Raw genomic sequence first — 25,810 nt, forward strand, 5'->3', positions numbered from 1 at the left:
TAACCCAACCCATGTTTATTGAATCCGTAAAATGGCATAAATAATGCCGCATTCTTCGCGGCTGCGGACTGCAACTGGAAGAAGCGGCACTTGATGGAGAGATTTAATGAAGATAACTATTGTCCTGATGCTCACAAATACTGTACTGAATTATTTCGAGCGCATCCGTGGGCTTGAGAATGGCCATCCCGTCCCGAAGTACAATCATCGAGTCCAGCTCATTCTTTTTGAGAAACGGGAGCATTTCTGGATACCATCTCAAGACAATGTCGGACAGTTTTACCGTTTCCATTTCCACAAAAATCACCCTTTCCTGCTCGGAATCATTCCATAAGAATCATTCGGTACGAATCGGAAAAGCAAAGTGCCTGTGAAATAGCAGGTAAAGCTGGTCTTTATATATATGGGAACAGCGCACGTATAGTGTACCACAGAAACTACATTTTGACACTTGGGTACATGCTTATCTTCGGCGGAAAGAGCCCATGACCCCTACCGTTTCCACGATATTAACGAATGCAGAGGGGTCCACTTGCTTAATAATGCGTTTGAGTTCTGCCAGCTCATAGCGTGTTGTAACTGTCATCAGCATATCCTTTTCAGTATGCGAAAATGCACCTTCAATTTTAATTTTACTGACTCCACGTGGCGTCGTCAGCATTCGGCTGAGCAGTTTCTCGGTATGCCCAGTAATGATGTAGACGGTTATTTTGGTGTGACTTACATAAATCTGATCCAATACCTTGCCGGTCACAAAAATGGATAACATGGATGCAAGGGCAATGTTCCAGTCTTGATTCAGATATCCCGCTGCCAGAATAACCAGTCCATTCAAACCGACAAGTACAGTCCCGACAGGGAAATCGCGGTAACGGGTGACAATGGAGCCGATAATGTCAAAGCCGCCAGTAGACCCTCCCACACGAAAGGAGATCCCTGCTCCAAGGCCAATCAGCACTCCACCAAAAACGGAGGCAAGCAGCGGATCTTTAACGAGAGGTTGCACCGGAATCCAGGCCAAAATCCATGTTGTGGCGACAACAGACAAAATGCTCATACTAATAAATCGTTTGCCCAAAATAAACCAGCCAGCAATAAGCATCGGGATGTTCAGGACAAAATACATCACACTGATATCGAATTTTGTAAAGTAGCCGATTAACATGGAAAGCCCTGCTACTCCGCCGCTCAACAGGTGGTGGGGCACGAGAAACAGATTAAAACCGCTTGCTATAGCAGCGGCTCCCAAAATGACAGCAAAACAGTTTAACACTATTTTTAACAACGTTTTTTCACCTCATTTAAAATATACGGAAAGCAACTTGCTGGTATTCATGAATTGTTTTGTGCTATAATGCGATGTGGATATTCTTGAGTAGGGACCTTCTGTCCAGAGAAACACTTAAAATTTAAACTGTTTTAAAAAGGATAAATTCGTTTAAGATGTATCGGATAAGGTTACCCGAGTTTATACAGAATGATGCAGTTATAGGCCTAAATAAACTGTTACTGTATTGGGAAAACCTATACAATAATATCGCTACTTAAGAATACAGACAACATTGTGGATTGTCCACCACATCCACCATTATGAAGGAGTTTGAATAAATTTGACGACATTTGCAGAATTTAATCTTGAACCGAAAGTACTTGAGGCGATTACGGAGCTTGGTTTTGAAGAAGCGACACCAATTCAATCCCAATCCATTCCTCTTGCGCTGCAAGGAAGAGACATGATTGGCCAAGCCCAAACAGGTACAGGTAAAACCGCAGCTTTTGGTATTCCGTTGATTAGCAAAATCTCTAGAAACGACGACAAAATCAGAGCACTGATTATGGCTCCTACACGTGAGCTTGCCATTCAGGTAGCTGAAGAAATCGAAAAGCTGTCCCGCTTCAAAGGTCTTCGCACCCTGCCGATCTATGGCGGCCAAGATATCGTGCGCCAGATTCGCGCTTTGAAAAAGAAACCTCAGATTATCATTGGTACACCAGGTCGCTTGCTCGACCATATTAACCGCAAAACTATCAAGCTGGAAGACGTAAACACCGTCGTTTTGGATGAAGCGGATGAAATGTTGGATATGGGCTTTATGGAAGATATCCAATCCATTCTGAAGCAGGTTCCGGATGAGCGTCAAACGATGCTTTTCTCGGCTACGATGCCTCCTAATATCAAAAGACTGGCTGAACAATTCCTTAAAAACCCTGAGCATGTTTCAGTTATCCCTAAACAAGTTAGCGCTCCACTGATTGATCAGGCCTACATTGAAGTTCCTGAACGTCAAAAATTCGAAGCTTTGAGCCGTTTGATCGACATGGAATCTCCAGAACTCGCTATCGTATTTGGTCGCACCAAGCGTCGGGTAGACGAGCTGGCTGAAGCTCTGCAAAAACGTGGATATTCCGCAGACGGTTTGCATGGTGACTTGTCTCAGAACCAACGTGATGCTGTAATGCGCAAATTCCGCGACGGAAGCATTGACGTGCTCGTAGCAACTGATGTAGCTGCCCGTGGTTTGGACGTTTCCGGTGTATCTCACGTTGTAAACTTTGACCTTCCACAAGATCCAGAAAGCTATGTTCACCGTATTGGACGTACTGGACGTGCAGGTAAAGAAGGGGAAGCATGGTCTTTCGTAACACCTCGTGAAATTGATCATCTGCATTTCATTGAACGTGTAACTCGTCACCGTATTGCGCGTAAGCCGCTTCCAACCTTGGCTGAAGCTTTGGAAGGCAAACAACGCATCATCGCAGAACGTCTCCTGGAGGCTGTAGAAAGCGGTGAGCTGAACGAATACAAAGGCTTGGCTATTCAAATGCTGGAGCAGTATGACTCCGTACAACTTCTTTCCGCAGCTCTGAAGCTGATGACTGGCGAGAAAAGAGAAGCGTCTATTGAGCTGACTCCGGAAGATCCAATTCGTGCAAAACGTCGTAAACCGGATGTTCGTTCCGGCGGACGCAAGCCGTCTAACTACAGCGGACGCAGTAACGGTGGTTATAACTCCAACCGTACTGGCGGCAGTGGTAGTGGCAGCAAAGGTGGATATGGCGGCTACAACCGTGGCAGCAAAGAAGGCGGTAGCTACAACCGTGATTCCGCGAGCCGCAATAGCGGAGATCGCAGACCACGTCCAAGCAGTAGCGGAGAAACTCGTCGTCCTGCAAGACGCGAAGATTCCTCTTCTGAATAAGAATTGAGATAACAGGAAAGCCGAAGTGAGTTCTCGCTTCGGTTTTTTGTTACGAGATCAAAAAGTATAAAATTCTTAGCAACCTGCTTCGACGGCTGAAGTATTGATTTCACTGGCGCATTGGGGATGAAATACGGTATGATATAGTCAACAGCCGGAATTTACAGGCACAGCAACATGAGCCGTGGAACTGCAGGGCTTGCGGAGGGAGAGACTAACATTGGAGTTTAAAGGAGCTATGGGTGGTATTTATCGCCTGACTGAATGGATTACCCGACTGGCGGCTACCAATTTGTTATGGGTGTTATGCTCGTCGCCTTTTGTGTTCTGTCTCATACTCAAACTACTTGTGATGAACCAGAACTTGGCTAATGAATCTTTACAAATGAACTGGGCGATGGCTATTTTGGCACCGCTTACTTTATTCCCGGCCACATCGGCCATGTTTAGCGTCGTTCGCAAATGGGTAATGGGCGATACAGATACAGGTGTGTTTCGTACCTTTTTTAAAGGATACAAGGAAAACTACAAGCAGAGCCTGATCGGAGGCATCTTTTACACGCTGCTGTTTGTCATTATGTATGTGGATTATACCGTGTATATGACGCAGCTCAGCAATTTGCAAATTGTAGGGATTATCATGCTTATTCTCATGATTATTTTGCTCGTATCCATGTTTAACTTTTTCTCGATGGTTGCTCATTATCATATGTCCATCGGACAACTGATCAAAAATGCGGTCTTGCTGACGCTCATTCGACCATTCCGTGTATTTTCTACCATGCTCGGCAGCGCGGTTGTTATCTTTATTGGGGTCAAATACCCTGTGCTGTTTTTGTTCTTCATTGGTAGTGTGGTAGCCTGGTTCGCTTTCTTTAATTTTTATGGAACGTTCCTCAAAATGCAGGATCAGATGGAAAAAATGAAACAAAAAGACGAAGAGACAACAAGCACGGAAGACAAGAAAAGTGATAACCTCCAAAAATAAAACAGATTTCTCCTAGCATTTACTTTCCGAGTCAGAAGCGCTATAATAAGGTCACATCCTGCGATGCACGTTACGGTCATTTGTTGTTTTGAACCAATGACAATGTCTAGGGAGATCAATACGGGTGGACAGCTGAAAAGCCCTGTCAATTCTGACAAGGGGACTTCAAAAGTTTGTCCTGCGGTCACCCACCTGCTAAAGCAGGTTCAGAAGACGCTATGGTCGGACGGCATCGGCGGGTACTCTATAATGTAATCAACACACCCTGATACTGCTCCGTGCAGAAACAAGGTGTTTTTTGTATGTAACAATGCTAAAATAAGAAATAAGGTACTAGGGTCGCATACCGCAGGTATGATCGGGTTCACTTTGTTGTTTTAACGTTTTTATAAAGCGCTTGCAGCAAAGGGAAATCGATGTGCTGTATTCAGCAACGATTATCATGAAGGAGGAAATGTCTTGTCGTTGAAGAGGACTCTGGTGGGGATTGTGCGCAGCCAAGAAGGTACAAGCGACCGGGTCAAAGACCCCCATATGAAGACACGTTATTATAACTTATCGAGAGACAAGGCCTGGGAAGAGGTATCGTCCGTTTTAAAAAAGATTCCTGGCTACAAGGTGCTGCATGAGGTGCCATCCGTAGGTGAAATTACGCTTGAGAAGCGAACGGCATTCGGCAGAACTGTGGACATTACCGTTTCTATATTGTCCGTCTCGCCAGTTCGAAGCGCTGTGGATATTTATTCCGCTTCACGTGGATCGCTGGGGGACATGGGTGCAAATTATCGCATTATTTTGCAGTTGTTCGCTGTGATTGACAAGAAGCTGTCCGCTCATAAGGTTGTACAGTGATTGCAGACGTGTGAGCAGCAAAGTGGCAGACAAACGTAAAAAAAGCGAGGAAGGCAGCCCTTCACTCGCTTTTTTAATATTCGAATCACATCAACGTAAGTGGCATGAATTAAACGAGCTTCTTCACCGCTGCAATCGCCTGCTCATAGTCAGGATGCTCGGACATTTCGCTTAAGTATTCTACATAAGCGATTTTATCGTTTTGATCAATAACGAAAATAGCGCGATGATCCAGATGGAATTCCTTAATGAACACGCCGTAGGCTTCACCAAAGGAATGGTCTTTGTAATCGGATAGTGTCAATACACGGTCAATGCCCGCAGCGCCGCACCAACGAGCTTGGGCGAACGGCAGATCCACGCTGACAGTTAGTATCACGACTTGATCCCCAAGAGAATCCGCTTCTTGATTAAAACGACGGGTTTGTGCGTCACACACGCCTGTATCAAGAGAAGGAACAACGCTGATTAGCTTGACTTTACCTGCAAAGTCTTGAAGTGTAGCAGCTTCCAGCAGATTTTTTTGCAATTTAAAATCAGGTGCCTGATCTCCAACTTTCAGTTCAGGGCCCACGAGAGTCAAAGGATTGCCTTTAAAAGTAGCAACTTCTTTACGTTCTTGTGCCATATGTAATAGCCTCCTTGGTTTTTAGCATTGGTTATCGGTGCTGAAATCTATTATAATCTTTTATAAAAGACATTGTCCAATTTGAATAAGGTGGAGACACCCACGAAGGAAGGATTGCCTTGATTTTTTTACGTTATGAGAACTGGAAAAGTTATTTGCGTTTTTACCCGGTAACCTGTTTGATTCTGCTTATCAATATCGTGATGTTTATTGTGCTGACTGTTCATGGTGGATCGGAAAATAGTTTAACGCTGATCCGGTATGGAGCCTTGATCAATGAGGAGCCCTTTACCGCCCAGTTATGGCGGTATGTGTCAGCTATGTTTTTACACGCGGGATTTGATCATCTTTTCTTTAATTCCTTTGCGATTCTCGTATTTGCTCCGCCGCTGGAACGTCTGCTAGGGTCCTTTCGATACGCGCTGTTGTACCTCGCTACAGGCATTGTAGGAAACGTAATGTCCATTGCGCATTACAACATGGCAGCGGAAACCACGGTCTCTGTAGGGGCCTCAGGAGCGATATATGGCATCTACGGTGCATTTCTGTACGTTGCCCTGTTCCAGCGGACGCTTATGGATGAGGCTTCACGCAAAACACTGTACACGCTACTCGGCTTTGGTATCCTGTTTTCGTTTGCTGTGGCGAATATTAACTGGACCGCCCATTTTGGAGGACTGCTCAGCGGGTTTTTCCTGTATGGATTGATGATCAGATTGACTGGCCAACGTAAACGTCACTAAAGGCAGCTTTACCGTAAGTCAGCAGAGCAAGAAAGAGGGAGAGGTTCATCTAACCTCTTCTTCCTGATGTTGAAAAACAGATTGGAGCGAATAACGGAGTGGAACTACGACAGTTGCAATACTTCATGAAGGTAGCGCAAAAGGAACATGTCACTCAGGCGGCCGAGGAGCTGCATGTGGCGCAATCTGCGGTCAGTCGGCAAATTCATCAGCTTGAAGAGGAGCTGGGTGTGAACCTTTTTATGCAAAAGGGCCGAAACTTGCAGCTTACACCAGTGGGGCAGTTATTTTGCAAGCGGGTTGAAACGATTATAAAGGATTTGGAGCGGGCTGTTCTGGAGGTCCATGAGTTTTTAGACCCGGAGGGTGGAGAAATTCGTATAGGCTTCCCACACAGTTTGGGCATTCATCTTATTCCTACGGTTGTAGCTGAATTTCGTAAACGGTATCCGAATGTTAAATTCAGATTCAAACAGGGGATGTACCCAAGTTTGATCCGTGATGTGTTAGCGGGTGAGGTGGATTTGGCTTTTGTATCCCCTTTTCCAGATCGTCATGATCATGTCGAGGGAGATGTGGTGTTGACCGAGGAACTGTTTGCGGTCCTGCCTCCTAACCACCCTTTGGCTTCAGCCGGGCACATCACGCTGGATCAGCTTAAGGGAGAAAAGTTCATTCTGTTCAGAGACGGTTACTCCTTGCGTCCGATTGTCTGGCAGGCTTGTCTGGAGGCTGGATTTACGCCGGACATCGCTTTTGAAGGCGAGGAGACGGATACGATCCGCGGATTAGTTGCCGCAGGCATGGGGGTCAGCCTTTTGCCGGAAATGGCGTTGTTCCAAACCAATCCGCTCCAACCCGCGAGAGTGTCGATTGTTGACCCCGAAGTGACGCGAACCATTGGCTTAATTCACCGTAGAGATGACAAGCTTCCGTTGGTTGCCAAATCGTTCCGCACTTTTTTGTTGCAATATTTTGGTCTTCAAGGTAGCGGCACTGTGACGGATGGAAGTGCTAAAGCGGACTAACGGACAGGTGAGTATAGGGAATTGGATAAAATATAAAAAGGTTGTTCCTCTACCATCACCATGGCGGGGGAACAACCTTTTTTGCTACAAAAGCGATTAGTCACGGCTGTTAAAGATACCGATTAGACGAATCAGCTCCAGCAAGGAAACGAGAGCGGCGGCCACATATGTTAATGCAGCGGCATTCAATACTTTAGCTACACCCCGTTCTTCATCACTGCGGATAAATCCTTCGGACACCATAATTTCACGGGCGCGGTTGGAAGCATTAAATTCGACTGGCAATGTAATTAATTGAAAAGCGACAGTCGCTGAGAAAAAGATAATGCCCAAGCCAATCAGGTTAGTGTAGCTGAACAGGAACCCGGCAATCAACAGAAACGGTGCAAGACCAGATGCGAAGTTCACAATCGGGAAAATCCGGTGACGCAGCGCCAGCATAGGATAATGCTCTTGATGCTGAATCGCATGGCCGACCTCGTGGCAAGCCACAGCAACTGCGGAAATAGATTTTTCATAATATACAGGCTCGGACAAGCGCACTACGCGTTGCATCGGATCATAGTGGTCAGATAACGCACCGGGTACAGGTTCAATGGACACGTCATGCAAACCGTTGCGATCCAGCATGTGCCGGGCGGCATCGTAGCCTGTCATGCCGTTTTCGTTAGGAACATCAGACCATTTGTTAAAGGTACCTTTAACACGGAATTGCGCCCACAAGGATAAGCCGAACGCAAGAATAATTAATAGATACATCCCCATCATAAAGCAACCCTCCAATATTGTTTCATCAGTATAGCCTGAATTTACATCATAGAGCTATGCTCCAGCAAATACTTCAAAGCTTCGATACAAGCGGCGCTTTGTGGTAGTAGACCCGTAAGCAGCTTACGCGCTTGAACGGGCTTGAGCTGCCCCAAAAGAGGTTGTAGCTCATTGACTTCGCGCTCCAGGCGCTGCATGTGCATCTCCAGACTTGTCAGCTTGTCGGTGACGTGCTCTTCGCCTGAAACCGAATTCCACTTCATTAATGTCTGTTTGATTTCTTCAAGGCTATACTTCTCTTGTTTCATTTGGTTAATACGTTCAAGTCTTTTTAAAGTTTCATCATTGTATAGCCGATAATTTTTCAAAGACCGTTCTTCAGGTGTGATCAAACCGAGCTTCGTATAATAATCAATGGTCCGTTCGCTGACACCAGCCGTCTTGGCTAGCTCGCCAATTCGATATAGCTTCATATCCCCATCTGTCCTCACCTCGCGCTCTTCATTCAGCCTTCCATATTACGCATTTGCAAACAGAGTGCTTATAAAAATATTTTACATGATTCCCAACCGTACAGTCAAACGTCATGCTTTTTTTTAGGGTATAATACAAGCTACTTTAATAGTTAGTAAACATGACATGTAAAGTTCGAAATCGATTTTTTTTCAGTTAATAAAAAAAATCTTGTCAAGTTTCATGTATTCTGATTATAATGACAATAAGAATTTCACGAAATGTAAAGAAACTTAACATTCGAGGGAGTGGGCTTCATGAGAAAAAAGTGGTTTGTTGCATTACTGGCCATGCTGACGGTACTGGCTTTTCCGGTGGGGGCATTCGCTGCTGATGGTCCGACAAATATTCAGCTTCAAGCTGGATTAAACACGGCGTTTACCTTCTTGGCATTTATTCTTGTGTTTTTCATGCAGGCGGGATTTGCATTGCTGGAGGCAGGCTCCACACGAATGAAGAATGCGGGGCATGTCGCTGGCAAAACGATACTCACCACGGGCGTTGCTGCATTGTCCTTCTGGGCTCTCGGGTTCGGGCTAGGCTTCGGTAACGATGGCGGTAACGGATTTATGGGGCTGACGGGTTTCTTCATGAGCGGCACGGATGCTGCTGTATCGTTTGACTCCCTTTCAGGTCTGGATGTTCCGATTACAATCATGTTTTTGTTCCACTTTGCTTTTGCTGCGGTGTCTCTTTCTATCGCATGTGGGGGAATGGCAGAGCGTGCAAAATTAAGTGTATACATCATTTTCGGTATTTTGTTCTCCATCGTAATCTATCCGGTTGTAGCTCACTGGGTATGGGGCGGCGGCTGGCTTGGCAAGCTGGGCATGCAGGATTATGCCGGCTCGACGGTAGTCCATCTGACAGGTGCTACGGCGGCACTTGTCGCTACATTGCTGCTGAAACCGCGTTTGGGCAAGTTCAATAAAGACGGCAAGCCGAATATTATTCCTGGACATAATCAGGTGTATTCCATACTGGGTGTTATTATTCTCTGGTTTGGCTGGTTCGGATTTAATCCGGGTAGTGCTGTATCGGCCATGAATGACGGTTTCTTCGGGTATGTGGCGGTAACCACGAATCTTGCGGCGGCGGCAGGTGGAGTATTTGCCCTGCTGGTATCCTGGATGGTTTATGGAAAAGCGGATATTCCGTCCATGCTAAACGGTGTACTGGCGGCTTTGGTCGCAATAACAGGGGCGTGCGCATTTGTAGCTCCTTGGGCGGCTCTGGTCATCGGTGCGGTAGCAGGGATTATTACCTTCTTCACAGCACAATGGTTTGAGCGTGCAAGAGTAGATGATCCGGTATATGCATTTTCCGTCCATGGTATTGCAGGGATGTGGGGCGCGATATCCACAGGATTGTTCGCTACTCCTGAGCTGGTGAAAATAACAGGTGTTGGTCAAGCGGGGCTGTTCTATGGTGGCGGATTAACACAATTGGGTGTACAGTTGCTTGGACTGGTAGGGACATTTGCTTTCGTATTCGTCATTTCCTTCATTATTCTGGGTGCGATGAAAGCCATTATGGGAATTCGTGTTACGGAAGAAGAGGAAACGATGGGACTGGATATCAGCGAGCATGGTACGTACGGCTATCCTGAGCAAATGAAACTGGTTGCCGAGGCTGAGAAGCGTTCTGGGATTGTAAGCTAATATGTAAAATATAAAGAGCCAGTATGGATGAGCGGAGGAGATGGAAGTATGGAACTGCAAAATACGGCACCTTGGGTGAGTTCAGCCGAAGCGATTGATCATGCTGATACGCCTGAATCGCTACGGCAGGCCAGGGTCGATTCTCAAAAATGGCTGCTGGCTTCCCAAGCCTCCGCTCCGTTATCAGACTGGTTACAAACGGCGAATGATATGCATGACCGCATTGCAGCCAGAGCTGTGCAAATGTGCGAAAAAGGGATGGTTGAGGACGGCTTCGGCCCTCCTCCCGTCCCTTACGCATTTATAGCCTTCGGCAGCATGGGACGCTCGGAGTCGACGCTGTGGAGTGACCAGGATAACGGTATGATTATCAGTGACGCTGCATCTGCCGGGAAAGAGACATATTTTATGGAGTTCGGTCGGAGGGTGTCTGCAATGCTGGAATATTTGGGATATCCGAAATGTGAAGGGAAAGTGATGTGTTCAGAGCCGCTGTGGCGACAAACATTGTCTGAATGGCAGGAGCAGCTGGCAAAATGGTCGGATGATTTTGCCTGGGAGCCGATTCGTTATCTGATTATCTCGTCTGATATGAAGCATATCGCTGGAGATGAGCGATTGTCAGCAGAATGGAAACGAAGCTTTTATGCGTTGCTGCGCAAGCATCCCGATTTGCCGTCCGCGGTACTTAGGAACACGGTAAGGCATAAAGCGACAATTAATATTTTGGGTCAGATCGTTACCGAGCGCTTCGGGGAGCACGCGGGCGATTTTGATGTGAAATACGGTTTATACATCCCGTTGGTAAATGCAGTACGGTTTTGGGCTTTGCAGCACGGGGTGGAGGAGACCTCTACGTTGAAAAGGCTCAGGCGGCTCGCGCTGCTGGAAGCAGCGCCGTCTCCTTTGCTGGATGCTTGCGAGCGGGCCTTTCGGATCGCGCTTCAGCTTCGGATGGCTACTCCGGTGCAGGAGAAGAACGGACTCTTGGTTAGCAAGGGTTACCTTGCTGTCAAACCGTTGAAGCAAGGTAAGGGCTGGCATGAACTGCGTGAGGCGCTTTCTACGGTGCGGCGGCTGCATCGTGCGCTGCAAAGACAGTTGCGGTTTACGGAAGGGAGAAGGTCATGAAGGAACCAACGCAGGGAGGCGGCTTTTGGAGCGCTCTTCGCAGAGGAGGGGTGCCATCAGCCATCGCTTCTGTAATGGGAGCTCCTACGGCTCAGCAGATGGCCTTTATCCGTTCCTTGACCCGAGAGCAACGGCGCTCTGAAGTATTGCGGACCCCGTTGGAGCGTTTGGAGACGGTTGTTTTTGATTTGGAAACCACGGGATTTTCAGCGCAGCACGGAGATGAGATTTTATCGTTCGGTGCGATTCGGGTTGTCGGGGATACGATTATGGAAAAAGAGCAATTTTACACACTTGTCAATCCACGTACAGCAATTCCTGAACACATTACGGAGCTTACCGGGATTACCCGGGAAATGACAGATGCGGCTTTGCCGCTCATGGATGGGCTGCATGACTTTATGTCCTTTGTAGGGGGACGGGTGCTTGTAGCGCATGCCAGCGCTCATGACAAGGCTTTTTTGAATGCTGCGTTATGGAAAACATCTAAAGTGCAGCTGACCCACCGTGTTCTGGATACGATGATGCTCGCCAAATGGCTGGAGCCGCAGCAGCACCAAACGTATAGTTTGGATGAATTGCTGACCTGTCAGGGCATACCGATTCAGGGACGGCATCATGCGTTAGAGGATGCGAAAATGACGGCAAAGCTGTGGGTGGCGTACGTTCAGGAAATGCTGAAGCGTAATGTGACCAATTTGGCAGATGTGTATGCTCATTTAAGCCATGCCTGATTCAGTACAAGGCACAAGCTTCAATATAGAACAACATTACAGCAAGTCTGCGAACATTCGTGGGTTTGCTGTTTTTTTGCCTCTGTATAGATTGGAAGGGTTAGAGGTGGGAGCAGGATGGGCACCATATGGAGAAGGTAAGAGTAATCCAGATGAAAGGCCGGGTGATTGGACTGTGAAAAAAGTTGTTTTTATTAAATTCCTGATGGTTATGCTGGTGGTAGGAGTAGCTTCATGGGGAGTAGCAACAAACATGACTTATACTTATGCGACAAGCGTACCGGCTAATAATATGCAAACTCAGGAGGAACATGAGGACGGAGAAAGATTTGAAGCTGGCAAAGGGGTAGATACAGAGTTAGATGCTATAGAAGTGATGCAAAAGATACAGCCTGGTCAACCGCTTCCTTCCATAATTTTAAAAGGTTTGGACGGCAAATCCTACAATATGGGAGTCAAGCGCGATAAAGCGCTGGTAATTAGCTTCTGGGCCTCATGGTGCGATCCGTGCCGTTTGGAGGCACCTGTACTGAATGAGCTATATAGCAAGTACAAGCACGATGTGGACGTATATGGTATTAATGTAATACGCTATGATCGGTTGGAGGATGTGCAAAAGTTTTCCCGCTCGCTAAACCTTCAATTCCCAGTATTGCTTGATGAGCAAGGGGCTTTGTTTGAACGGTTTGGAGGAGGGGCTTTCCCAACTCATGTTATGGTTGACCGTCTTGGGCAGGTACGTGAAATCATAATCGGCATGCTAAGCGAGCGGGAGCTGGAACGAAAAATAGAGTTGCTGCAAAAAAAAGAAGGTGCCTTTGAGGTCTGAATAGACCGCTAAAGACACCGCTTATTAACAATATAAGCACTTATCAAATCAGTGATTTACCAGTCCTTGGGGCGATAGGTCGGTTTGCTGATTTTTCGGAGACGGAGCTTCCAGCAATGCATAACGGAAGCTGTCCACCAGTGCTTCCCAGCTGGCTTCAATTACATTTTCGGATACGCCCACGTTACTCCAGACGTCCTCGTAATTTTTGGATTCAATGAGCACACGTACCTTGGCGGCAGTGGCATCTTTTTCATCAAGTACACGTACTTTGTAGTCAGCCAGATGCATATCTCGAAGAGCTGGAAAATACTGAGAAAGAGCTTTGCGCAGTGCATTATCGAGAGCGTTGACTGGCCCGTTGCCTTCAGCGGCAGTATAAACGCTTGTGCCTGCAACATTCAGCTTCAAGAACGCTTCGGATACAACTGGACGGCCCGCTGTTTTCTCCACAAGCACCTTGAAGGACTCAAATGAGAACATTTCCTTCACTTCACCGCCTGCTTCACGGATGAGCAGTTCTAGCGAAGCATCGGCTCCTTCAAACTGGTAGCCCTGATGCTCCAGTTCCTTAATGCGGCTGATGACGCCACGTGCCTCATTGCTGGACGGATCAAGGGTTATACCCAGCTCCTGCGCCTTGGACACAACATTGCTTTGTCCGGCTAGCTCAGAGACCAGCACCCGTTGCTTGTTGCCTACCAGTTCGGGAGCGATGTGCTCATAGGTTCGCGAGTCGCGCAGAATAGCTGACACGTGGATACCGCCCTTGTGGGCAAAGGCAGCATTGCCGACATATGGCTGGTTCACAGGCAGATTCACGTTGGCGACTTCGCTGACAAAGCGGGCCGTGTTGTGAAGCTGCTTTAGCTTGTCAGAGTCTAAACAATCGTAGCCGAGCTTGAGCTGCAAATTCGGAATAACGGAGCACAAATTTGCGTTACCACAACGCTCGCCGTACCCGTTAATCGTACCTTGAATTTGTCTCGCGCCTGCTTGTACTGCACTCAGTGTATTGGCTACAGCCAATTCACAATCATTATGTGTGTGAATGCCCAACTGTGACCTTGTCAGCTGGCTTTGCAGTGTAGAGACAATCTCGTGTACCTCATGCGGCATGGTGCCACCGTTTGTATCGCACATCACAAGCCAGTCCGCACCTGCTTCTTCTGCTTTTTTCAAAACGGCAAGTGCGTATTCCGGGTTGTTTTTATAGCCGTCAAAAAAATGCTCGGCATCAAAAATTACCTCCATGCCTCCTTGTTTTAAAAAGGCAATGGAATCATAAATCATGGACAGATTTTCCTCTAGTGTCGTCTGTAAGGCGGTATGCACATGAAAATCCCATGATTTACCTACCAGTGTAGCAGCCTGGGCACCGGATTCCAGAATCCGCTGCAGATTGACATCCTCTGCTGCGATACTATTCTTGCGGCGCGTGCTGCCGAAGGCGACAATTTTTGCCTGAAGTCCTAGCTCTTGCACCCGTTTGAAAAATTCGATATCCTTGCTGTTGCTCCCGGGAATCCCGCCTTCAATATAATGAACACCAAGATCATCAAGTTTTTTGGCGATTTTCAATTTGTCGTCAGCAGACAAGCTAATTCCTTCTCCTTGAGTACCGTCTCGCAGCGTTGTATCAAAGATAGAAATAGCGGTGGACATGAAGGACTCCTCCTTTGCGGATTGCTCAGATTGGTAGTGCTTTGCTTTTTTAAGCAGATTATTTAACCATTTAACGCGTGAAAATACAAAGGTGTCAACTGGCCTTGTTTCGTATGATTTTTGATTATATCAACTTATGACTTCAAATGTAATATATAAATATCATTTTTGACCGCAAAACCTTTAATTTCATGTAAAATAGAACACAGGGTTTCCTATAATATATCGTTAAAAGAAGGGTTGAGCGTGAGAGATGTCAGTGCTTATTATCCGGTTGGTGGGCGGGTTATTCTGCATGTCGATATGAACGCATTTTATTGTTCTGTTCATGCAGCGGAGGAACCGGAGAAATACAAGGGACTGCCTACCGCCGTCGCGGGCAGCAGTGAGCTGCGCAGAGGTGTAATCGTAACCTGCTCCTATGAAGCCCGGCGATTGGGCATCTCAACAGGGATGGTCGTCCAGCAAGCCCGGCGGATTTGTCCGCAGCTTATCGTGATTCAGCCTGATTTTCACCTGTACCGTCGTTATTCCAAAGCTTTCATGAGCATTGCTTATTCGTATACGCCTATGTTGGAGGCAACTTCAATTGATGAATGTTATCTGGACATTACAGGTTCCAAGCAGTTTGGAACGCCTATGGAGATCGCGGAGGAAATTCAGCGCAGAGTAGCGGACGAACTGGGACTGCCCTGCTCCATCGGAGTGGCACCCAACAAGTTGCTGGCCAAAATGGCCTCTGACCTGAAAAAGCCACGTGGGATATCTGTTTTGCGCTTGCGCGATGTACCAAATATTTTGTGGAATCTTCCCTGTGGTCAATTGTTTGGCGTGGGACGAAAAACAGCCGACAAGCTTCGGCAAATGAATATTCGCACCATTGGCCAATTGGCCAAGGCGGACGAGCATATGCTGATCGGCGTATTCGGCGTGACTGGCTCGTGGTTAAAGCTGGCTGCTAACGGGATTAATCATTCTCCGGTCAATACTGAGCGGGAGCCGAACAAGTCCATCGGACACACCACCACCTTGCCCATGGATGTGGTGAAGCTGGAGGAAGCCCAACGGGTGCTTCTCAATATCAGCGATCAGGTAGCCCGCCGGCTTCGACGGCATGGCATGCTGGCAGGAGGCATTCAACTGACAATTCGGACGCCGGAGATGAAGACCTTTACGCGTTCTCAGGTAAGAAGTATTCCTACGGAAAGTGCAGAGGACATATATAAGGAAGCTTGTGCGCTGTATCGGCGGCATTGGGGAGAGGACAAACCTGTGCGTTTGCTGGGAATTACGCTTCAGCAGTTAGTCCCGAAGGAAGAAGCTGCCGTTCAAATGGATCTTTTTGAATACAAGGACCAGCCCAAAAAGGAAAGCTTGCTGAAGACAATGGATGCGCTACGGGACAAGTTTGGCGAAAATGCAGTTCTGACCGCTGGAATGCTGGGAGATGACCCTTCGGTACTTCTTCGGAACTCCAAACTGCGTGGAACTTCGCTGCAAAAAGACAATCTCCAGACGCCTGAGTAAACTTTTTGGTGAATTTGTGTAAGGCAACGGATGCATACGTTATAAGTATTTTTTGCATAAAGGATCAATGAAAATAATTTGTAATAATTTTTTGTTTGTATTAATATGTGAATAGAATGCAAAAGTTGGTTTGTTTGATTGTATAGGAGGCAGAGGAGAGTTATGGCTAAATACACTTGGGTAGAAAAAGATACATGCATTGCGTGCGGAGCCTGTGGTGCTACAGCACCGGACATTTATGATTATGACGATGAGGGCTTGGCTGAAGTGATCTTTGATGGAGATGGAAACCAAGGCATCAAGGCAATCTCAGACGACCTGTTTGATGATATGCAGGATGCTTGCGACGGTTGCCCTACTGATTCGATTAAAGTTGCGGACGAGCCGTTCAATAAAGAAGGTTAAGTCTACTTGGACAGGCACAGTACCGACAGCACTCTTTTGCCGTACAACGGTGAAAAGGTGCTGTCGGTACTGTTTTTTTTATGTGCTATCCATATGGCCTATTTTGGCCGATATACATAGTAAATAATAGGGCAAGACTACACGATCAGGAGGATCCGATGAATCATTCGCCTCATCTTAAATCGTATGTAAAAATGCACCCTGATAATAAAATGGCTTGGTATTTGCTCGGGAAAGAGTATGAGAGCAGCGGTCAGGAGGGCAAAGCAAATTATTGCTTCAATCGCGCGGGGGAAGTGTTCGAAGCCTTCGAGCATAAACAGATTCCGGCAGACGTATGGATGGAGTATCAGGATAAACTGGTTCAGATGTCTAAGGAGAAGGCGCGGAGAACGGCTCGAACGCGTTATTTGTTAACTGCGTTGATGGTACTTCTTCTGATATGGGTGCCTTCAGCCAATTCGCCGGGCCATTCGAGGGAAAGTGCATCCGTTCCGTCAGGAACAGAGCCTGTGGCAGCCGACAATGTCAAAGTGGCAGGAGCACAGAATTCTGCCCCGAATGAAGTGGCTCAGATCGGTGGGCCTGGTGCTGGTGGCGTGTTTACGGCCCAAGCGCGCACAGGCAGTTCAGCAGGAACGGCACTTGCAGGTATGTTGGCAAAGGCTAGTCGTCTACCAGCCGAGACCACAGTGCTGGGCATGGAGCAAAGCGGTTCTTGGATGCTCTGGAGAGATCGTATGCAGCCGCTGCTTAGCTTGCAAAACAAAGGAAATGGAGGCTTAGCCGTCCAGTCTTACGACACAGCAGCGTGTGCTTGTAAGCCGTCTGACAGTGAAAAGCTTCGAAAAGCAGGTCTGCAATGGGCTGTGGGACAGGAAGAACTGGCTGTGCTGAATAGCTCCATGCGTGCTTTTCGTACGCAGCATCAACGTCTTCCCCAAAGTCTCGATGAGCTGACCGGAAGCTTTCCGGATAATATGATGTACGGTACAACAGACGGAATGAAGAAGGCTTTTACACCTATGCGTAATTTACTTGCTTCACAGGGACAGAGGGCTAAAGGAGCAGCAAGTCAACAAGCGGGCTCGTCGGCTCAAAGCAGCCCTTTGCTGGCGTCGTCGCTGTATGGACGGCCTTTTCTGGGGCAGCCGCTGCGGATTGTGGTAGACAAGTCGAAGCACAGGCTCGGATTGGTGAGCGGCAATGTGCTAATCCGCAATTATCCTATCGGATTGGGCGGAGAGCGAACTCCGGAAGGGAAGTTTGTTATTACGGATAAAGTCGTAAATCCGAACGGTAAGTCCAACGGTGAGTTTGGCAGCCGCGGTATGCAGCTGTCTGCAACGAATTATGCCATCCACGGCACGAACGAGTCGGACAGCATTGGCAAAAATGAGTCGCTAGGCTGCGTTCGTATGGGCAAAGAGGATGTGGAGGAGTTATTTGCTCTCGTACCTTCAGGTACAGAGGTGGTCATTGGTACCGGGGGACTGCCTGATCAAGTGCTTGTGCCTGGCTCCCGATTTAAGACTGAGCCGCAGCACGACCAGACAAATCCCCGCAAAACCTATCACTGGCTAAATTAGTCTTTGATGCTATTACTACGTGTAGTTTAACGATTTCCCGCTTGTGCCAAAACAACGACCAGAACAATCACAATGATGAGGAGAACAAAACTGACGGCGGTCCATACAATCGCTTTCTTGTTCACCTCGTCCTTTTTCTTTTGCAGACTTGGCGGCTTGCGCTTGGTCTTCATATCAGCAATCCCTCTTTTCTGATGGGCTATAGCCTGTCTTACTATGTCCATTGTAAATGGTTTGATTATACATTTTCAATGACATCTCCATGACAACCGGATTTGTTCCTGATACTGCACGTCGCAAATTACTTTCTTTTTGGAATGGAAAAAGCTAAACTATTTTGTAGAGATGTTTTTTTAGGATTGCGCAAGGGCATAGAACGGAGTGGATGAATTGTGTTGTATCGAAGGATTGTGAAACCTGTTTTTTTCAAAATGAGTCCAGAGACGGCCCATCATGTCGTCATTGATGGCTTGAAGTATGCGGGGGCGCTTCCCGGTGGAGCAGCAACGCTGCGGGGAATGTACGGAGTCAAGGAAACGGAGGATCTTGCGGTTGATCTGTTCGGTCTTCATTTTCCCAACCCGATTGGACTGGCTGCGGGATTGGATAAAAATGCGGAGGCAGTTGCCGGCTTTTCCTCGATCGGGTTTGGTTTTATGGAAGTAGGCACGGTGACACCTGTGGGACAGCCCGGCAATGACCGCCCTCGTTTGTTCCGGTTGCCTCCTGATGAGGCGTTAGTGAATCGGATGGGCTTTAACAATCTGGGTGCGGAAAGCATGGCTAAACGTCTGGCTGCGCTAAAACATCGGCCTGTTCCGGTCGCTGTTAATATTGGTAAAAACAAAAACACGCCTAATGAGGATGCCCATAAGGATTATGAGAAGTGCATTTCCGCGCTGTATCCGTATGCGGACTTTTTTGTAGTGAATATTAGTTCACCGAATACGCCGGATTTACGAAAGCTCCAGCATGGCAGTGAGTTGAAATCGCTGCTGGAGGCTGTTCGAGCAGAGATGGGAGTACAGGCGACGAAGTATGGCGGAGCCAAGTCTGTACTGGTCAAAATTGCGCCGGACGTATCAGATGAGGAACTGGAATATATGACAGATGCGATTGCGGCCAGTGGAGTAGACGGTATCATCGCGACGAATACGACAATTTCGAGGGCTGGGCTGACGCACCGGAATGCGAGTGAGACGGGCGGGCTGAGCGGTAAGCCGCTGCGTGACCGTTCTACAGAGGTCATCGGACGAGTGTATCGCCAAACGGATGGCAAGCTGCCGATTATCGGATCGGGCGGCATTTTCAGCAGTCGTGATGCATACGACAAAATTAAAGCAGGCGCAAGCCTGATTGAAATTTATACAGCATTGATCTATGAGGGACCGGAAGTGAACCGGACATTACATGCCGGTCTGCGTGAGCTGCTGCGAAAGGACGGCTTTAGACACATTACCGAGGCTGTTGGTGCAGATCACAGATAAAAAAGTGTTGTCGGAAGAGACAGGAGGTACGGGGATGGACGGAAGAGACTGGGGAACATTTTTGCTGCCATATGATCAGGCGGTGGAGGAGCTTAAGGTCAAGTTCAAAACAATGCGTGCGGAGCTGAAAAAGCGCGAGGAATACGCTCCTATCGAATTCGTAACCGGACGGGTGAAAAAAATATCAAGCATCCTCGATAAAGCGAAGAGATTACAGGTTCCTTCTGATCAGCTGGAGACGGGAATCGAGGATATTGCAGGAATCCGCATCATGTGCCAATTTGTTGAGGATATCCGGCGGGTAGCCGAATACATTCGAAGACGCAAGGATTTGACCGTACTGTATGAAAAAGACTATATCACCAATTATAAAGATAGCGGATATCGCAGCTTTCATATGATTGTGGAATATCCAGTGCAGACAGCGCTTGGATTAAAAATTGTGCTGGCAGAAATTCAGATCCGTACCTTGGCTATGAATTTTTGGGCAACCATCGAACATTCCCTTAGTTATAAGTATCGTGAAAGCTTACCGGATAATATGCGGACACGGTTGAAAAAGGCAGCTGAGGCGGCTTTTGTACTGGATAATGAGATGTCTTCGATGCGTCTTGAAATATTGGAAGCGCAGAAGAAGTTCGAGGATGAAGCGAATATCGTATCCAAGGTGCTGACGGGTATGCACCGTCTGTATTTCTACCATAAGATCAGTGAAACGATTGATGCGCAGCGCAGGTTTAATGAGCTGTGGGAACGGCACGACATGGAAGGGATCAAGCTGCTCCATGATGAAGTCAAGGAATTGCTGGCAGCTTCTACCAAGGAAGACGACGGGGATGAGCATTAATGGTGAACGTTTCCTATGAACCGTTGTACGTGGCTTATTTGGTATACTTCAATCGGGATCGGGATTATTTTGAATGTCACGAGGTACTGGAAGAGCTGTGGCTAAAGCTGGACCGTGCCCCTGTATATAAAGGTTTGCTGCAAATTGCTGTAGGGCTGTATCATTTTCGCAACGGAAATTTCCGCGGCGGACATATGATGCTGGACAGCGCGGTACACAAGCTGGAGCATGCGTCTCCGCAGGCGCTGGGTATTAACTTGGCGAAGCTGGTGGACGAGGCGCGCGCTTGCGCTCGCCAGCTTGCCGCGGCTGTTGTAGGTGGCTCAGCAGGTCTCCAGCGCCAGCCGCCGGTTTATCGGGATTTGACGATTGAAATCGTCGATCCCGGTCTGCGTCAGGCTGTAGAGGACGCATCGCCGTCCATACCAGCCAATATCCCACAGCAGAGAGGACCGCGGCGTGGGGAAAAGCATGAGCAGCGTCAGCAGGCGCTTGAGGCTTCTGTGAGGCGCAGACAGGCGGCCCGGAGCTCCTGCTCTGCCCCGCCTGGTACGAAGGGCACGACGTAATCTGAAGCGTGTCCATGAAAGCAAGCAGCCCGATCCGTTTCAGGGGATCGGGCTGCTTTATCGTTCAGTAGCCTAAGCCGCGTGAACGTCGTTTGGGAGGTTGTTTAGGAAGTTACATCCTTTTTATATTTTTCAAAAAAGGCTTTGAAATCGTCAAGTGTATAGCCGTTGTCGGAAGGGCTTTCCTTCAAACCACCTACCATACGCTCTTTTTCCACGCCTTTTTCATAATAAATGAGCGTAGGGGTGTACTCAATTTTGTACTTGTCCCAGCCATCCTCATACTCACGCAGGTTAAACTCGTGCATGGTGATGTTCTCCTGCTTGCTCAAAGGCATTAGCTTGGGAGTGGTGGCGCGGCAATGTACACAGTCGGAGGCAAAATGATAGACGAAAAAGTTTTCCTTTTTGTCAATTTTGCTTTGCAGATCCTCCGGTTTAATAATCTGCTGATAGTTTGGATCATTCAGCAGCTCTTGGGTGGCAGGCTTTAACGAGGCTGTGGAAACGCCATACAGCTTGTTTTTAGTGCCTGAATTTAAAGCGAGCAGCACCCCAAGCAAAATGACGAGCACAACAAAAAAGCCAATGACAGGTATAAGCTTTTTTTTGTTGGATTTTTGGGTGTTCAATGCCATCTCTCCTATCAAAATACAAAATATGTAGCGATGAATCTCATTATTATACAACATTACAGCTTGTAGTGAAAGTTTGTAAATCACACGGCTATTGCAGCTTAACAGGTTGATTATGGTACAATAAATTTTATTTTAACAGGACAGGATGATTACAATTATGGGTGTACAGCTCCCTACTGCATTTGTGAAGCGCATGGAGCAACTGCTCGGCGACGAGTTTGAGGCTTTTATGGCTGCTTATGATCATACGCCTCATGCCGGGATACGCGTCAATACGTTAAAAATTTCGGTGGAGGCGTTTAAGGCGATTTCGCCGTTTGAACTGAGGCCAATTCCTTGGTGTGATACTGGTTTTTATGTTCCATACGGCACAAAGCCGGGGTTGCATCCTTATTATCATGCAGGACTGTACTATGTGCAGGAACCAAGTGCAATGTCTCCTGTAGAATTGCTGAATGTGGCTCAGGGTGAGGCTGTATTGGACTTGTGTGCTGCACCCGGCGGGAAATCGACGCAAATCGCGGCCAAGCTGCAAGGGAGCGGTCTGCTCGTAACGAATGATATTAGCGCAGATCGAACCAAGGCGTTGGCTAAAAATGTAGAATTATACGGTGTGCGAAATGCTGTGGTATTGAATGAAAGCCCGGATCGAATCGCAGATGCCTTCCCTCATTTTTTTGACAAAATATTAATTGACGCACCTTGCTCGGGTGAAGGGATGTTTCGCAAGGATGAGGATATGGCGAAGCAATGGGAAAACCATTCGGTGGACAAATGTGTAGTTATGCAGCGGGATATTTTGCGAGTGGCAGCATCTATGTTAAGTGACGGGGGAAGGATTGTTTATTCAACCTGTACCTTTGCGCCGGAAGAAAATGAAGGGATGATCGCAGAGTTTCTGGAGGTACATCCTGATTTTGACGTTGTTCCTGCTCCTTCAGAAACGGGCTTTGCTTCAGGTCACCCGGAATGGGTGAGTGAAGCGGTCGCGGCAGCCCATCCAGGACTGCGTGGAACGGCGCGCCTTTGGCCCCATCTTATAGAGGGTGAGGGTCATTTTATCGCTGTGTTGCAGCATCTAGGCAGTCGTACAGCTACAGTGGATCATCAGCGGGGAACGGCCGATTCCTTTGAAAGGGATGGGTCTGTCGACAGGGACGAAAGGGCTTTAAATATAGGTTCGGACCGTGCCCGTAAGAAGCAGCGGCTGTCCATCAAGGAAGCGCCAATGGCAAACGGACAGGGCAGGTCTGCAACTGGAGATCACAAACGGAACGGAAAAGGGATGGACGAGAGATCGGGTAAAGGAACGAATGCACGCGGTTTCGGGAACAACAAGTCTCGTTCTGGTAAAGATGCGGCAAAATGGGCTGGACGCGGACAACATGATGTACTGGAGTCCTATCGCTATTTTGTACAGGAGCAGCTTGAGGCGTCATTTGCAGGTCATACGGTAGTCTACGGAGATCGGATTTATCAGTCGCCGCTGGAATCCTATCGTCTGGACGGGCTTAAGGTGGTCCGTCCGGGCTGGTTTATGGGAACAGACAAGAATGGTCGGTTTGTACCTTCGCACCCGCTGGCGGTGGCTTTGCGCCCTTCTGAGGCGCTCAGGAGCATAAACCTCTCCAGTTCAGACACAGATGCCATCCGTTATTTGAAAGGTGAAACGTTATCCATCTCGGCCCAGCGAATGACAATACAGAACGAAGCACTGCCCAAAGGCTACACTCTCGTATGCATTGACGGATACTCTGCCGGATGGGGCAAATGGCAGGATGGTATGCTCAAAAATGAATACCCTACAGGCTGGAGGTGGACATCGGTATGAGTGGGAAGGGAGGACAAACGCAGCGTTTGGACAAGGTTCTAACCCATATGGGTTATGGTTCGCGCAGTGATATCAAGAGACAGGTAAAACAAGGGATGATTACCGTGAACGGTCGAACCAGCAAGGATAGCGGCTTGCAGGTTCATCCGTACAACGATCAGATTGAAGTGAACGGGGAACGGGTTGTCTTTCGGGAGTACATTTATATCATGCTGCATAAGCCGCCGGGCGTTATATCGGCAACCGAGGATACAAGAGAGCGAACAGTACTGGATTTGCTGGGTGCGGAGGAACGGCATTTTGAGCCTTTCCCGGTAGGACGGCTCGATAAGGATACGGAAGGACTGCTATTGTTAACGAACGATGGTAAGCTGGCGCATGAACTCTTGTCTCCACGGCGACATGTTCCCAAAACGTATGAGGCTACGGTGTCGGGACATGTCACGGAAGAGGATATACGTCAATTTGCAGCAGGGGTGGAGCTGGATGACGGCTATGTTACCCTTCCGGCCCAATTGAACATTCTTCGTCATGAAAAAGCACAAGAGGCAGATGAAAAAGTCATTTCATACATTTCACTTGTGATCCATGAAGGAAAGTTTCATCAGGTGAAGCGCATGTTTGAGGCGGTTGGCAAAAAGGTTACGTATTTGAAAAGAACGGCGATGGGTCCGTTAAGGCTGGATGATCAGTTACCCTTAGGCAGCTATCGTGAGCTGACAAACGAGGAGCTGGCATGGATCGGCCGGGATTTGGCATCTGCAACGTCAGAGGATTGAAGAGGGACGCACAGGCTCTTATGGGAGTTCTCTGTGCGTCATTTTACTATACAGACTACGATTTACAGATTACATAAATGGCAGACTGCATGTTTATTGTGCGCGTGCTGCACGGCTTTTTTTCACTTCGGTTGCCTTATAAGCTGTAACCTTGTTTTTGCCTGTTGTTTTGGATATGTACATCGCCTGATCGGCCTGTTTAACCAGTTCGTCCGGGTTCATTTCCGTTTTTAACGTGCTATGCCCGACGCTGATGGTCACGATGCTTTCATCGGCGACCCGTTCACGGATTCGTTCCGCGACCTGTCCGACCTTGGCCCGCCGATCAACCACCATCGCGACCAACTCTTCGCCCCCGTATCTTCCGGTCAGTCCGATTTCATCCAGTTCTTCTTCCATAATCTGTGCAACCTGTTTAAGCACATCATCCGCGCGGGCATGGCCCTGCGTATCATTCAGCTTTTTGAAATTATCAATATCGCAAAAAATGACTGATACGCGGATTCCCTGCTCCATATATCGCCGCAATCGCCCCGAAAAGTATTTACGATTATATAGGCCGGTCAAACCATCAGTAATGGAGGAACGGTAAATCCGTTGAAGCAGCTCCACAATCCGTTCGAACAGGATTAGAAACAACGTAGTGTAATACAGCAATGGCAAAAATGACATCCATAGAACTGTGCTTGTTGCACCTTTTTCTGCCGGAATGTCGCTTCGCAACCATAGACAGCCGAGCCAAAGTAAATAGAACAGTAAACCCAGTGCAAACTTTCTGGGTTGACCGATTCGTGGGGTAATGAACACAAGGCTCAAAGTAAGCACAATGAGTCGATAAAGCTGAGTGAACCCGACGATATTTGCTGCGCTGATCCAACTGGGCAATAATCCCGCAGTCCATGCGCTAACCGGTAATATCAGTAGCGCACCCAGCAGCAGCAAGGACCATGCTCCCGCACGTTTTAGCTTCCGGTAGAGCTGAAATACGGCGGCAAGGGTGAGCACGAAGGCAGCCGCTTCGAGCGTGTTTTGCCACACGATTCCTTGTAGCGGCATTCTGCCGCCACCCGCCGAATAGAGATTCATGGCTTCATATGTCATAATGAAAATAGCGGCAACCGAAAAAAGGATATAGGCTTTTTTTCGCTGTCTGCTATATATGATCACGCACATAAGCGCCATCATGAGTATAATATACAAACCGCAGGCGGCACTTACAGCCCCGGCCAGGGATGGGAAACCGAAGGTTCCCGATAAGGACAACAACGTCAACGTCACCGACTCCATCTGTATAGATAGTCAGTCTATTGAACGGGGAATATAGGTTCCGATACAATAGACAGGATTTATTCCATTTAAAATGTTATAATTTTCTTTTGTACTTAGCAATTATTCTCA

The 25,810-nt window shown here is 47.8% G+C and carries 26 protein-coding genes and 1 other RNA gene; 18 read left to right on the forward strand and 9 right to left on the reverse strand.

Features of this window, described 5'->3' with window-relative positions:
* Positions 1–103: 103 nt before the first annotated feature.
* The gene (locus tag HPL003_RS16595) at positions 104–292 is read right to left on the reverse strand and encodes a hypothetical protein (protein ID WP_081473793.1); all 189 of its coding nucleotides are present in this window, start codon (positions 290–292) and stop codon (positions 104–106) included.
* A gap of 171 nt (positions 293–463) precedes the next feature.
* Positions 464–1,285, reverse strand: coding sequence for a YitT family protein (locus HPL003_RS16600; RefSeq protein WP_014280854.1), 822 nt, complete (start codon positions 1,283–1,285; stop codon positions 464–466).
* Positions 1,286–1,610: 325 nt separating this feature from the next.
* Here HPL003_RS16600 and cshA point away from each other — a divergent pair, with 325 nt between their 5' ends.
* The 4 genes from cshA (at position 1,611) to HPL003_RS16615 (ending at position 5,040) form a co-directional block, all read left to right on the forward strand.
* Positions 1,611–3,200: a degradosome RNA helicase CshA gene (cshA, locus tag HPL003_RS16605; RefSeq protein WP_014280855.1), complete on the forward strand. Its 1,590-nt coding sequence runs from the start codon at positions 1,611–1,613 to the stop codon at positions 3,198–3,200.
* 220 nt (positions 3,201–3,420) lie between these two features.
* A complete protein-coding gene (locus HPL003_RS16610; RefSeq protein WP_014280856.1) occupies positions 3,421–4,188 on the forward strand; it encodes a YesL family protein in 768 nt (255 codons plus the stop codon).
* A gap of 52 nt (positions 4,189–4,240) precedes the next feature.
* Positions 4,241–4,434, forward strand: a non-coding RNA gene (ssrS, locus tag HPL003_RS27655) — 6S RNA.
* Positions 4,435–4,647: 213 nt separating this feature from the next.
* Entirely contained in the window at positions 4,648–5,040 is a 393-nt protein-coding gene (locus HPL003_RS16615; RefSeq protein ID WP_014280857.1) for a DUF1499 domain-containing protein, read from the forward strand.
* Positions 5,041–5,149: 109 nt separating this feature from the next.
* On the opposite strand, the gene tpx is transcribed toward HPL003_RS16615, so the two are convergent.
* Positions 5,150–5,668 carry a thiol peroxidase gene (gene tpx, locus HPL003_RS16620; RefSeq protein WP_014280858.1) on the reverse strand — a complete coding sequence of 173 codons (519 nt, stop codon included), beginning with the start codon at positions 5,666–5,668 and terminating at the stop codon, positions 5,150–5,152.
* Between the two features lie 119 nt (positions 5,669–5,787).
* Between tpx and HPL003_RS16625 the strand changes: the two genes are divergently transcribed.
* Positions 5,788–6,411 (forward strand): rhomboid family intramembrane serine protease, encoded by a 624-nt coding sequence (locus HPL003_RS16625; protein ID WP_014280859.1) that lies wholly within the window; start codon positions 5,788–5,790, stop codon positions 6,409–6,411.
* A gap of 98 nt (positions 6,412–6,509) precedes the next feature.
* On the forward strand, positions 6,510–7,439 hold the full coding sequence (gene gltC / locus HPL003_RS16630) for a glutamate biosynthesis transcriptional regulator GltC (RefSeq protein WP_014280860.1): 930 nt from the start codon (positions 6,510–6,512) through the stop codon (positions 7,437–7,439).
* 96 nt (positions 7,440–7,535) lie between these two features.
* Here gltC and HPL003_RS16635 read toward each other — a convergent pair whose 3' ends face one another.
* Positions 7,536–8,207: a zinc metallopeptidase gene (locus HPL003_RS16635; RefSeq protein ID WP_014280861.1), complete on the reverse strand. Its 672-nt coding sequence runs from the start codon at positions 8,205–8,207 to the stop codon at positions 7,536–7,538.
* A 41-nt stretch (positions 8,208–8,248) separates the two neighbouring features.
* Positions 8,249–8,680, reverse strand: a complete 432-nt coding sequence (locus tag HPL003_RS16640) for a MerR family transcriptional regulator (RefSeq protein ID WP_014280862.1) — start codon at positions 8,678–8,680, stop codon at positions 8,249–8,251.
* 297 nt (positions 8,681–8,977) lie between these two features.
* Here HPL003_RS16640 and HPL003_RS16645 point away from each other — a divergent pair, with 297 nt between their 5' ends.
* The 4 genes from HPL003_RS16645 (at position 8,978) to HPL003_RS16660 (ending at position 13,075) form a co-directional block, all read left to right on the forward strand.
* Positions 8,978–10,381 (forward strand): ammonium transporter, encoded by a 1,404-nt coding sequence (locus HPL003_RS16645; protein WP_014280863.1) that lies wholly within the window; start codon positions 8,978–8,980, stop codon positions 10,379–10,381.
* Positions 10,382–10,429: 48 nt separating this feature from the next.
* Positions 10,430–11,512, forward strand: a complete 1,083-nt coding sequence (locus tag HPL003_RS16650) for a DUF294 nucleotidyltransferase-like domain-containing protein (protein ID WP_014280864.1) — start codon at positions 10,430–10,432, stop codon at positions 11,510–11,512.
* Positions 11,509–12,246 carry an exonuclease domain-containing protein gene (locus HPL003_RS16655; protein ID WP_014280865.1) on the forward strand — a complete coding sequence of 246 codons (738 nt, stop codon included), beginning with the start codon at positions 11,509–11,511 and terminating at the stop codon, positions 12,244–12,246. Before HPL003_RS16650 ends, HPL003_RS16655 begins: the two co-directional genes overlap by 4 nt.
* 106 nt (positions 12,247–12,352) lie before the next feature.
* A complete protein-coding gene (locus tag HPL003_RS16660) occupies positions 12,353–13,075 on the forward strand; it encodes a TlpA family protein disulfide reductase (RefSeq protein ID WP_238533386.1) in 723 nt (240 codons plus the stop codon).
* Between the two features lie 48 nt (positions 13,076–13,123).
* Here the strand turns inward: HPL003_RS16660 and cimA are convergent, their stop codons facing one another.
* Positions 13,124–14,740: a citramalate synthase gene (gene cimA, locus HPL003_RS16665; protein WP_014280867.1), complete on the reverse strand. Its 1,617-nt coding sequence runs from the start codon at positions 14,738–14,740 to the stop codon at positions 13,124–13,126.
* Between the two features lie 246 nt (positions 14,741–14,986).
* Here cimA and HPL003_RS16670 point away from each other — a divergent pair, with 246 nt between their 5' ends.
* The 3 genes from HPL003_RS16670 (at position 14,987) to HPL003_RS16680 (ending at position 18,261) form a co-directional block, all read left to right on the forward strand.
* Positions 14,987–16,267 carry a DNA polymerase IV gene (locus HPL003_RS16670; protein WP_014280868.1) on the forward strand — a complete coding sequence of 427 codons (1,281 nt, stop codon included), beginning with the start codon at positions 14,987–14,989 and terminating at the stop codon, positions 16,265–16,267.
* Between the two features lie 162 nt (positions 16,268–16,429).
* Positions 16,430–16,672, forward strand: a complete 243-nt coding sequence (locus tag HPL003_RS16675; RefSeq protein WP_014280869.1) for a ferredoxin — start codon at positions 16,430–16,432, stop codon at positions 16,670–16,672.
* Between the two features lie 158 nt (positions 16,673–16,830).
* Entirely contained in the window at positions 16,831–18,261 is a 1,431-nt protein-coding gene (locus HPL003_RS16680) for a L,D-transpeptidase (protein ID WP_014280870.1), read from the forward strand.
* 26 nt (positions 18,262–18,287) lie between these two features.
* Here the strand turns inward: HPL003_RS16680 and HPL003_RS29235 are convergent, their stop codons facing one another.
* Positions 18,288–18,434 carry a hypothetical protein gene (locus HPL003_RS29235; protein ID WP_014280871.1) on the reverse strand — a complete coding sequence of 49 codons (147 nt, stop codon included), beginning with the start codon at positions 18,432–18,434 and terminating at the stop codon, positions 18,288–18,290.
* Positions 18,435–18,653: 219 nt separating this feature from the next.
* On the opposite strand from HPL003_RS29235, the gene HPL003_RS16685 reads away from it, so the two are divergent.
* The 3 genes from HPL003_RS16685 to HPL003_RS16695 are packed head-to-tail and all read left to right on the forward strand — an operon-like array spanning position 18,654 to position 21,164.
* Positions 18,654–19,748: a quinone-dependent dihydroorotate dehydrogenase gene (locus HPL003_RS16685; protein WP_014280872.1), complete on the forward strand. Its 1,095-nt coding sequence runs from the start codon at positions 18,654–18,656 to the stop codon at positions 19,746–19,748.
* A 34-nt stretch (positions 19,749–19,782) separates the two neighbouring features.
* The gene (yjbM, locus tag HPL003_RS16690) at positions 19,783–20,595 is read left to right on the forward strand and encodes a GTP diphosphokinase (protein WP_014280873.1); all 813 of its coding nucleotides are present in this window, start codon (positions 19,783–19,785) and stop codon (positions 20,593–20,595) included.
* Positions 20,595–21,164 carry a DUF309 domain-containing protein gene (locus tag HPL003_RS16695; protein WP_014280874.1) on the forward strand — a complete coding sequence of 190 codons (570 nt, stop codon included), beginning with the start codon at positions 20,595–20,597 and terminating at the stop codon, positions 21,162–21,164. The genes yjbM and HPL003_RS16695 overlap by 1 nt, the downstream gene beginning before the upstream one ends.
* A gap of 104 nt (positions 21,165–21,268) precedes the next feature.
* Here HPL003_RS16695 and HPL003_RS16700 read toward each other — a convergent pair whose 3' ends face one another.
* Positions 21,269–21,796: a thioredoxin family protein gene (locus HPL003_RS16700; RefSeq protein ID WP_043922421.1), complete on the reverse strand. Its 528-nt coding sequence runs from the start codon at positions 21,794–21,796 to the stop codon at positions 21,269–21,271.
* 163 nt (positions 21,797–21,959) lie between these two features.
* Here HPL003_RS16700 and HPL003_RS16705 point away from each other — a divergent pair, with 163 nt between their 5' ends.
* Together HPL003_RS16705 and HPL003_RS16710 are read left to right on the forward strand one after the other, a co-directional pair.
* Complete coding sequence (locus HPL003_RS16705) at positions 21,960–23,633, forward strand: RsmB/NOP family class I SAM-dependent RNA methyltransferase (protein ID WP_014280876.1); 1,674 nt, start codon at positions 21,960–21,962, stop codon at positions 23,631–23,633.
* On the forward strand, positions 23,630–24,412 hold the full coding sequence (locus tag HPL003_RS16710; RefSeq protein WP_014280877.1) for a pseudouridine synthase: 783 nt from the start codon (positions 23,630–23,632) through the stop codon (positions 24,410–24,412). The genes HPL003_RS16705 and HPL003_RS16710 overlap by 4 nt, the downstream gene beginning before the upstream one ends.
* 93 nt (positions 24,413–24,505) lie before the next feature.
* On the opposite strand, the gene HPL003_RS16715 is transcribed toward HPL003_RS16710, so the two are convergent.
* Positions 24,506–25,684, reverse strand: a complete 1,179-nt coding sequence (locus HPL003_RS16715) for a GGDEF domain-containing protein (protein WP_014280878.1) — start codon at positions 25,682–25,684, stop codon at positions 24,506–24,508.
* Positions 25,685–25,810 lie beyond the last annotated feature (126 nt).

It is taken from the genome of Paenibacillus terrae HPL-003 (assembly GCF_000235585.1).
GTDB lineage: Bacteria > Bacillota > Bacilli > Paenibacillales > Paenibacillaceae > Paenibacillus > Paenibacillus terrae_B.

What these genes read in the sequence shown, in the direction of transcription:
- HPL003_RS16595 (WP_081473793.1), bottom strand. Translation starts at nt 292, where the DNA reads ATGGAAACGGTAAAACTGTCCGACATTGTCTTGAGATGGTATCCAGAA.
- tpx (WP_014280858.1), bottom strand. Translation starts at nt 5,668, where the DNA reads ATGGCACAAGAACGTAAAGAAGTTGCTACTTTTAAAGGCAATCCTTTG.
- HPL003_RS16635 (WP_014280861.1), bottom strand. Translation starts at nt 8,207, where the DNA reads ATGATGGGGATGTATCTATTAATTATTCTTGCGTTCGGCTTATCCTTG.
- HPL003_RS16640 (WP_014280862.1), bottom strand. Translation starts at nt 8,680, where the DNA reads ATGAAGCTATATCGAATTGGCGAGCTAGCCAAGACGGCTGGTGTCAGC.
- HPL003_RS16645 (WP_014280863.1), top strand. Translation starts at nt 8,978, where the DNA reads ATGAGAAAAAAGTGGTTTGTTGCATTACTGGCCATGCTGACGGTACTG.
- HPL003_RS16650 (WP_014280864.1), top strand. Translation starts at nt 10,430, where the DNA reads ATGGAACTGCAAAATACGGCACCTTGGGTGAGTTCAGCCGAAGCGATT.
- HPL003_RS16655 (WP_014280865.1), top strand. Translation starts at nt 11,509, where the DNA reads ATGAAGGAACCAACGCAGGGAGGCGGCTTTTGGAGCGCTCTTCGCAGA.
- cimA (WP_014280867.1), bottom strand. Translation starts at nt 14,740, where the DNA reads ATGTCCACCGCTATTTCTATCTTTGATACAACGCTGCGAGACGGTACT.
- HPL003_RS16675 (WP_014280869.1), top strand. Translation starts at nt 16,430, where the DNA reads ATGGCTAAATACACTTGGGTAGAAAAAGATACATGCATTGCGTGCGGA.
- HPL003_RS16680 (WP_014280870.1), top strand. Translation starts at nt 16,831, where the DNA reads ATGAATCATTCGCCTCATCTTAAATCGTATGTAAAAATGCACCCTGAT.
- HPL003_RS29235 (WP_014280871.1), bottom strand. Translation starts at nt 18,434, where the DNA reads ATGAAGACCAAGCGCAAGCCGCCAAGTCTGCAAAAGAAAAAGGACGAG.
- yjbM (WP_014280873.1), top strand. Translation starts at nt 19,783, where the DNA reads ATGGACGGAAGAGACTGGGGAACATTTTTGCTGCCATATGATCAGGCG.
- HPL003_RS16695 (WP_014280874.1), top strand. Translation starts at nt 20,595, where the DNA reads ATGGTGAACGTTTCCTATGAACCGTTGTACGTGGCTTATTTGGTATAC.
- HPL003_RS16705 (WP_014280876.1), top strand. Translation starts at nt 21,960, where the DNA reads ATGGGTGTACAGCTCCCTACTGCATTTGTGAAGCGCATGGAGCAACTG.
- HPL003_RS16710 (WP_014280877.1), top strand. Translation starts at nt 23,630, where the DNA reads ATGAGTGGGAAGGGAGGACAAACGCAGCGTTTGGACAAGGTTCTAACC.